At 67.6% G+C, this 8,093-nt stretch carries 7 protein-coding genes; 3 read left to right on the top strand and 4 right to left on the bottom strand.

Going from position 1 to position 8,093, the window contains the following annotated elements; translation table 11 throughout:
* Nucleotides 1-335: 335 nt before the first annotated feature.
* Nucleotides 336-3,176, top strand: coding sequence for an AMP-binding protein (locus ABZE94_RS18400; RefSeq protein WP_372877213.1), 2,841 nt, complete (start codon nt 336-338; stop codon nt 3,174-3,176).
* A 239-nt stretch (nt 3,177-3,415) separates the two neighbouring features.
* On the opposite strand, the gene ABZE94_RS18395 is transcribed toward ABZE94_RS18400, so the two are convergent.
* The 3 genes from ABZE94_RS18395 to ABZE94_RS18385 form a co-directional block, all read right to left on the bottom strand.
* Complete coding sequence (locus ABZE94_RS18395) at nt 3,416-3,859, bottom strand: glycine zipper domain-containing protein (RefSeq protein ID WP_372877211.1); 444 nt, start codon at nt 3,857-3,859, stop codon at nt 3,416-3,418.
* Nucleotides 3,860-4,098: 239 nt separating this feature from the next.
* Entirely contained in the window at nt 4,099-4,584 is a 486-nt protein-coding gene (locus ABZE94_RS18390; protein ID WP_372877209.1) for a hypothetical protein, read from the bottom strand.
* Nucleotides 4,585-5,062: 478 nt separating this feature from the next.
* Nucleotides 5,063-5,377 (bottom strand): ArsR/SmtB family transcription factor, encoded by a 315-nt coding sequence (locus tag ABZE94_RS18385; protein ID WP_372877207.1) that lies wholly within the window; start codon nt 5,375-5,377, stop codon nt 5,063-5,065.
* 89 nt (nt 5,378-5,466) lie between these two features.
* Here ABZE94_RS18385 and soxC point away from each other — a divergent pair, with 89 nt between their 5' ends.
* Both soxC and ABZE94_RS18375 read left to right on the top strand, forming a co-directional pair.
* Complete coding sequence (gene soxC, locus ABZE94_RS18380) at nt 5,467-6,750, top strand: sulfite dehydrogenase (protein WP_372877205.1); 1,284 nt, start codon at nt 5,467-5,469, stop codon at nt 6,748-6,750.
* Nucleotides 6,743-7,303 (top strand): c-type cytochrome, encoded by a 561-nt coding sequence (locus ABZE94_RS18375; RefSeq protein WP_372877203.1) that lies wholly within the window; start codon nt 6,743-6,745, stop codon nt 7,301-7,303. Before soxC ends, ABZE94_RS18375 begins: the two co-directional genes overlap by 8 nt.
* A 230-nt stretch (nt 7,304-7,533) precedes the next feature.
* Here the strand turns inward: ABZE94_RS18375 and ABZE94_RS18370 are convergent.
* A partial coding sequence (locus ABZE94_RS18370; protein WP_372877201.1) for a substrate-binding domain-containing protein occupies nt 7,534-8,093 on the bottom strand: 560 nt, incomplete at its 5' end.

Below are 8,093 nucleotides of genomic sequence, written 5' to 3'. Positions count from 1 at the left end.
GCGACGAAGTAGGCGTTGAACACCGCGGTGATCACCACCGTGGTGTAGCCGGAGTTGGCGAAGTCGTACATCGCCCAGGCCCAGGCTTCGCGGCGTGACACTCCGGGGGCGAGGCTGGGGGGCATGGCAAGCACTCCGTTGGCGGCCGCACGGTCGGGGGCGCGCAATTCTGGTCACCCAAGCCTAGCCGCAGGCCGGCCACTCGGCGAGAGACCACTGCGCTATAACAGCGGGCCTGTTATGGGCCAGAGGTTATTATCGCCGGCGCCGGCAAAGGCTTATTGTTTTTGGGCGAGGGTGGTCGTCAAGACTGCCCGCCCGGTGAGGGGTCGCCGATGAGTCGTTTGCCTCATGCAACACGTGCCCATCCCGATTCAGCGGCTGCGGCGCAACGACTGTTACGCACCGTTCGACAGACGGTTATCGAGTTGCGCCCCGATGATGCGGCGCAGGATTCGCCCGTCAGCCTGCACAGCGTACTCGACAGCGATCTGGGGCTGGACAGCCTGGCCCGGGTCGAGCTGTGGTCGCGTGTCGAGCGCGAGTTCGGCGTGCGCCTGCCGGAGACGCTGTTCGCCTCGGCGGAGACCCCGGGCGATTTGCTCGAGGCGCTGTTGGCATGCGCCCCGCCAGCGGCGTCGGAGTCGCGCGGCAGCGTCGAGCGCTTGCCTACCGGCCCGCGGGGGCAGCTCGCGCCGGATGCCGCGCAGACCCTGACCGAGGTGCTCGACTGGCATGTGCAGCAGCACCCGCAGCGCATTCATGTGCGCCTGCTGGGCGACAGCGATGTGCCCGAAGACATCAGCTATCAGGCCTTGCAGCAGGGCGCCAGGTCGGTTGCTACCGGCTTGCAGCAACGCGGCCTGCGAGCCGGGCAGCGGGTGGCGCTGATGCTGCCGACCGGCCGCGATTTCCTCTTCGGCTTCTTCGGCATCCTCCTCGCTGGTGGCGTGCCGGTGCCGATCTATCCGCCCATGCGTCTGTCGCAGGTCGAGGAGCACCTGCGCCGCCAGGCCGGCATTCTGGGCAATGCCGAGGCGACCATGCTGATCACCGTGAGCGAAGCCAAACTGCTCGCCCGCCTGCTCAAATCGCAGGTGCCGAGCCTGCGCGAGATCGCCAGCGTGGCCGAGTTGTCCGCCGAGCCCGGCACCTTCCTGGTGACCAGGCGCCAGACCCAGGATCTGGCGTTCCTGCAGTACACCTCGGGCAGCACCGGCCAGCCCAAGGGCGTGATGATCAGCCACGCCAACCTGCTGGCCAACCTGCGGGCGATGGGCACGGCGTTTCGCGTAGGTGCCGACGATGTGTTCGTCAGCTGGCTGCCGATGTACCACGACATGGGCCTGATCGGCGCCTGGTTCGGCAGCCTGTATTACGGTTTCGTCCTGGTGCTGATGTCGCCGCTGGCGTTCCTCGCCCGGCCGCTGCGCTGGCTGGAGACCATCCACCGCTACCGCGGCACGCTGTCGGCGGCCCCGAATTTCGCCTACGAGTTGTGCCTGAGCAAACTCACCGACAGCGAGATCGAGGGTCTCGACCTGGGCAGCTGGCGCCTGGCCTGCAACGGCGCCGAGCCGGTCAGCCCCGACACCCTGCAACGTTTCGCCGAACGCTTCGCCCGCTGTGGGCTGCAGCCGGGTGCGCTGGCTCCGGTCTACGGCCTGGCCGAGGCGACCCTGGGCGTGGCCTTCCCACCGATGGGCCGCGGGCTGCTGATCGACTGGGTTCGGCGCGAGCCGTTCCAGGTCCGGGGCAAGGCTGAGCGCGCCGAGCCGGGGAGTGCCGATGCGCTGCGTTTCGTCAGTTGCGGGCGGCCGCTGCCGGGGCATCAGGTGCGGATCGTCGATGACCACGACATCGAACTGCCCGAACGCAGCGAGGGCCATCTGCAATTCACCGGACCGTCGACCAGCAGCGGCTATTTCCATAACCCGCAGGAGAGCCGGCGGGTGCGCCATGGCGAATGGGTCGACTCGCTCGATCTGGCCTATATGGCCGCAGGCGAGGTCTACCTCAGTGGGCGGGCCAAGGACCTGATCATTCGCGGCGGGCGCAACATCTATCCCTACGACGTGGAGACCGCGGTCGGCGACCTGCCGGGCCTGCGCAAAGGCTGCGTCGCGGTGTTCGGCAGTGGCGACCCGGCCAGCGCCAGCGAGCGTCTGGTGGTGCTGGCCGAGACCAACGAGAAGGACGCCAGCGCGCGGCAAGGTCTGCAACAACAGATCAGGCGGATCGCCGTCGACCTGACCGGGGTGCCGCCGGACGATATCGTCCTGGCGCCGCCGCACAGCGTGCTGAAAACCTCCAGCGGCAAGATCCGCCGCGCCGCCAGCCGCGAGCTGTACGAGCGCGGCGAGGTGGGCCGGCCGGGGCGTCCGGTGTGGCGGCAACTGCTGCGCCTGTCGCAGTCGGCGGCGCGGGCGCAGCTCGGCCGCGGCTGGCGCAGCATTCGGGCCGCGTGCTATGCCGGGTATTTCTGGGCCTTGCTCGGGCTGCTCGGCAGCCTGACCTGGACGGCCGTGCTGCTGTTGCCGCGGCTGACCTGGCGGCGGCGCCTGTGCGGGGTTGCGGCGCGCCTGTTCCTGCGTCTGGTGGGCATCCCCGTGCATATCGAGCGCCTGGACAGGCTGCACCGCCAGGAGGTGCGCGTGCTGGTCGCCAACCATGCCAGTTACCTCGACGGCGTGCTGCTCTGCGCGGCGTTGCCGGCCGAGTTCAGCTTCGTCGCCAAGCGCGAGCTGGCCGGGCAGCGCATCGCCGGGCCCTTCCTGCGCAGGCTCGGCACCTGCTTCGTCGAGCGTTTCGACCTGCAGCGCAGCGCCGCCGACGCCGAACGCCTGGCGCAGGCGCTGCAGAGCGGGCAGTCGCTGGTGTTCTTCCCCGAAGGCACGCTGAGCCGCGAGCCGGGGCTGTTGCCGTTTCGCATGGGCGCCTTCGTCCTCGCCGCGCGCGCCGACGTGCCGCTGGTGCCGGTGGCCATCGGCGGTTCGCGCATGGTTCTGCGCGACGGCCAGTGGTTCCCCCACCGTGGCGACATCCACCTGCACATCTGCGCCCAACTGCTGGCGCAGGGCTCCGACTGGCTGGATGCGATCAAGTTGCGCGACAGCGCGCGGGCCGAGTTGCTGCAGCACCTGGATGAGCCGGACCGGCTGCTGCTGGCGGGCTGAAGGCATGCGCCGCTGACTTGCGCGGCTGTGGAGCAATAGGCGCGAAGCGTTCGAACCGTAGGGTGCGCTGTGCGCACCAGATTGCCGAAGGCGGTGAGGCCTTGGTGCGCACGACGCACTGGGGGTTACTCAGCGACCTTGTCCAGGCTACAAAAAAGCCGCTCACCTGGCTGGGTGAGCGGCTGCTGTCGTGGTCGATGGCGCTGGGCGGCAGGTGCGCCTGGCGCACCTTGGGTTACTCAATGGTGGCGATTTTTCTTGTGTTTCTTGTGCTTGTGGCCATGGGAGTGGCCACCGCCGTCATAGTGGCTGTCATAACGGTTGTCGTTGCTCAGTTCATTGCCGAGCGCGCCGCCGGCGGCGCCACCCAGACCCGCGCCTATGGTCGAGCCGGTGCTGCCGCCGACTTGGCCGCCGAGCACCGAGCCGCCTGCGGCGCCCAAACCACCACCGAGGGCGGCGTTGGTCTTGTTGCCGTCGCGGGCGGTAATCACCCCGCCGGCCGCGCCACCGACCCCGGCGCCAATCGCCGCGCCCGTGCTGCCACCGACCTGTTGGCCGATGACGTTGCCCAGGGCGCCACCAACACCGCTGCCGATGGCGACTTTGCCGGTGTCGCCGGCCAGGGCATAAGGCGCGGCGATAAGGCTGCCGAGCGCGAAGGCTGCGAGAATATTACGCATGGTTTGAGTCCTGCTGAATAAGGGGGGCGAGCGTACTGCAGTCACGATTGGCAGGTGTTTTTTCAACACCCGCTTAGTGGCTTTTTGCTACGTCGCACAGATGTAGAGGCACATGGCGGGCTTTGGTTCCCTGGCGGGGGCTGGTCGCGCCCCATCCTTGGTAAGGCGCGCGCCGCGCTGATGTCTCAAATCAACCTGCGTTCTAGCGGTCTCTTGTAGGCCGGGTGGCGCTCCGACTGCTAGTGGCGCCAGCCGTGACCGTGGTGCTTGTGCTTGTGCTTGTGGCGCTTGCCGTGGTGATGGCCATGGCGGCGATCGTCGCGGTAATAAGCCCGCTCGCCGCGGTAGTCGCGATCGTCGTAACGGTTGGCATCGCCATAGCTGCTGCCGATGGCGCCGCCGGCTCCGCCGCCGAGCGCCGCGCCGATCAGGCCGCCGGTGGTGCCGCCCATCTGCTGGCCGATGACGTTGCCGCCGGCCGCCCCGAGGCCGCCACCGATAGCGGCTTCGGTCTTGTTGCCGTTGCGCGCGGCGACCGAGCCGCCCGCGGCGCCGCCGACACCGGCACCGATGGCCGCGCCGGTGCTGCCGCCGATATGCTGACCGACCACCGAACCCAATACCCCGCCCAGCGCGCCGCCGACACCGGCCTGGATGTTATCGCTTGCCATTGCCTGTCCTGCGGCGAAGCCGAGGCTCAGTAGAAGCATCGAAATGTACTTCATGGAGAAGTTCTCTCAGTGGTTGAGTCGGGGGCGATGCTGGGGTTGGCGAGCAGGCCTGGCAAGAGTCTGCCGACGAGCGGTGCACTTAGGTAAAGGTTGTGTAAGTAACTGTTTTGAATGGAGAACTTTTTCATGGTCGGGCGGTCTGAAGTCCTTGTTTCAAGCAGCCTGGGCGTTTTTCAGGCCTTGTGCGGGGCCTTCAGCGGTTTATCCAGGCGCCTGCTCGTGGCCCCTGGCGGCGCGGTTCCATCGATCGCCGGAGCGCAGCAAGCTGGCTCCTACAACAAGGCCTCATCACCCATAAAAGCAATGCCATACCGGTTGCTTGATAAGCGCTCGCCCGCCGTATTCGCCGAAGCGCTGTCGCCGCTAGCACCTGTAGGAGCGGCTTTAGCCGCGAAGCTGTGCTGTGCATCGAAGAGTTCGCGGCTAGAGTGGGGCGCCGCCCGGCCGCTGGATCGGGCCGCCAGCGGAGTGGTCAGGCTGGCCCGCCGTCCTGGCAGCACTCGGCCATCATGAAGTTCAGGGCCTGCTGCAGCCGGGCGAAGTCGACCCGGTTGAATACTTCGCGGCCTTCGCGCTGCTGCACGAGCACGCCGGCCTGCACCATGCTGTTGAGGTGATGGGCCAGGGTCGAGCGGGGAATGCCGATGCGCTCCTGCAACTGGCCGAAGTTGAGCCCGTTCGGGCCGCTGCGCACCAGCGTGCGGAAGACCTGCAGGCGCAGCGGATTGCCCAGCGCCTCGAGGCAAGATGCGACTTCATTGAGTTCCATGGCGCGGAGAATAGACAAGCGGCCAGCGGCATGCAACCATATAACTAGATTACTAGTTATATGGTCATTCAGTGAAAGCGACGGCGCCTGCCGTCCGGGAGCCTGTCGTGAACAAGTCAGCTTTGCGCTTCGTCGCCGGTAACGGCCTGCTCGATCGCCGCGCCTTTCTCAAGAGCGGTTACGGCCTCAGCCTGGCCGCCGCCATCGGCCTGTCGCCGGCCGGGCGGGTGCTGGCGCAAGGCGAGCCGCCCATGCCGGCCTGGATGACCAGCCTGGGCGGCGCCGACGTCGACTACGGCAGCCCCTCGGGCCATGAGCGCCAGGTGTTGCGCCAGCTGCAGCCGAGTACCGCGCAGACCGCCGGCTTCAGCATCTGGCATTCGCCGTTGCAGCATCAGCGCGGCAGCATCACTGCCAGCGGATTGCACTTCGCGGTGCACCACAACGGCATCCCGGCCATCGACCCCGAGCGTCATCAGCTGCTGATTCATGGTCTGGTCGAGCGGCCGCTGAAGTTCGACCTGGAGCGACTGATGCGCTACCCCATGGTGTCGCGCATCCAGTTTCTCGAGTGCGCGGGCAACACCGCGGCCAACGCCATCTCGCCGACCGCGCGCGATGCCGACTGCCAGGAATTGTTCGGCCAGGTATCGGGCGCGGAATGGACCGGCGTGCCGCTGTCCTACCTGCTGCGCGAGGCGGGGGTCAAGGCCGAGGCGCGCTGGGTGATCTGCGAGGGCGCCGATGGCGGCTCGCACAGTCGCAGCCTGCCGCTGGCCAAGCTGCTGGATGATGCCATCATCGCCTTCTACCAGAACGGCGAGCGCCTGCGACCCTCCCAGGGTTATCCGCTGCGCCTGTTCGTGCCGGGTTGGGAAGGCAATGTCAGCGTCAAGTGGCTGCACCGCCTGGAGGTCAGCGACAGCCCGGTCTTCAGCAAGGACGAGTCGGGCCTCTATACGCGCATTCTCAGCGACGGCGAGATTCTCGCGTTCGGCTTCCCCATGGAGGTCAAATCGGTGATCACCCACCCCAGCGGGCAGCAGCAGTTGCCCGAGCTCAAGGGCTTCTACGAGGTCTCCGGGCTGGCCTGGTCCGGCATGGGGCGCATCGCCAAGGTCGAGGTTTCCGCCGACAACGGCCGCACCTGGGCGCCGGCGCAGTTGCAGGCGCCGGTGCTGGACAAGGCCCTGACCCGTTTCAGCATCCCCTGGCAGTGGACGGGCGCGGCCACCACCCTGCTCAGCCGCGCCACCGACGAGCTGGGCAACACCCAGCCGAGCCGCAGCGAATGGCGCAGCCGATATGCGGCCCACTCGTTCAACCACTACAACGCCATCCAGGCCTGGCGCGTGCGCAGCGGTGGCGAGGTGGAGAATGTCTATGCGTAGCCTCTGGCTGCTGCTGGCGCTGGCAACCGGCGCGGCGGCGCAGCCGCTGATCGACTTCGGCCTGCCGCTGTCGGCGCAGACCATCCAGCGCTATGCCATCAGCGTCTACCCCGATGGGCGCAACCTGCCCCCCGGTCAGGGCAGCGTGCGCGCCGGCGGCGAACTCTATGCTGGCCGCTGCGCCGGCTGCCATGGCGCCAAGGGCAAGGAAGGCCCGGCGGCGCGCCTGGTCGGTAGCGATGGATTTTTCAGCTTCGACGACCCGCTGCGCATCCTGCGGATCAGCGAGCATCCGCTGCTGCTGCTGTCGGTCGGCGGTCAATGGCCGTACGCCACCAGCCTCTTCGACTACACCCGCCGGGCCATGCCGCACCATGCGCCGAAGAGCCTGAGCGACGATCAGGTGTATGCCGTCACCGCCTATATCCTGCACCTCAATGGCCTGCTGGACGCGAGCGCCGTGCTCGATCAGGACAGCCTGGCCAAGGTCGAGATGCCCGGACGCAAACGCCTGCGTTGGGCGCAAGGCGCGCCGCAGTCCGCAGCGCCCTGAGAGATCGCCCGTCGTCCAGACGCCGCGCTGTCGCGCAGCAAACGGGGGCAATCGTGTCTGTCGGCTTGCGGGTACCTGTAGGAGCGGCTTCAGCCGCGAAGCTTTGCTGTGCCGCGAAGCTGTGCGTGCAAGCTTTCGCGGCTCTAAAGCCCCTCCTACAAAGAGCGTAATAACCCATAAAATCAATGACATACTGGTTGTTTGAGAAGGCCTGATGAAAAAATTCCTGCCTACTCCAGCAGGCTCTCGCGGCTCCATTGTTCCAGCGCCTGGGTCAGTGGCAGCACCTCGCCGGGGCGGCTCAGGGCGTAGCCGGGCAGCTGGGCGATGCGCGCCTGGAACTCGGGGTTCTGCAGCACCTCGAGCAGGGCGCCCATGGCGGGGAGGTTGAGGCTGTCCTGGTGGCAGAGCAGGCAGTAGTGCTCGCGGGCGATGGGGATGAAGGCCAGGCCGAACATCCGCGCCGCCGCCTCGACACCGAAGCCGACATCGGCCATGCCGCTGGCGACGTAGGCGGCCACCGCGGCGTGGGTATATTCCTCGTTATGGAAGCCGTCGATGCCGGCGCTGTCGATCTGCGCCTGCTGCAGCAGGCTTTCCAGCAGCATGCGCGTGCCCGAGCCCTGTTCGCGGTTGACCAGGCGCAGGCCGCTGCGCTGCAGGTCGGCCAGCCCGGCGATGCCCAGTGGGTTGCCGGGGGCGAGGATCAGCCCCTGGGTGCGCACGACGAAGGTGATCACCCGGTGCTCGGCGCGCAGCCAGGGCTGGATGCGCGCCATGCTCAGGTTGC

The sequence above is a fragment of the Pseudomonas sp. genome, from assembly GCF_041601375.1.
Lineage (GTDB): Bacteria > Pseudomonadota > Gammaproteobacteria > Pseudomonadales > Pseudomonadaceae > Aquipseudomonas.
Note: the sequence above shows the minus strand (reverse complement) of the source record. Positions and strands in the feature narration are given on the sequence as shown.

Excerpts from the sequence above, each read along its gene's own strand:
- ABZE94_RS18390 (WP_372877209.1), bottom strand. The coding sequence starts at position 4,584 with ATGAAGTACATTTCGATGCTTCTACTGAGCCTCGGCTTCGCCGCAGGA.
- ABZE94_RS18395 (WP_372877211.1), bottom strand. The coding sequence starts at position 3,859 with ATGCGTAATATTCTCGCAGCCTTCGCGCTCGGCAGCCTTATCGCCGCG.
- ABZE94_RS18400 (WP_372877213.1), top strand. The coding sequence starts at position 336 with ATGAGTCGTTTGCCTCATGCAACACGTGCCCATCCCGATTCAGCGGCT.
- ABZE94_RS18375 (WP_372877203.1), top strand. The coding sequence starts at position 6,743 with ATGCGTAGCCTCTGGCTGCTGCTGGCGCTGGCAACCGGCGCGGCGGCG.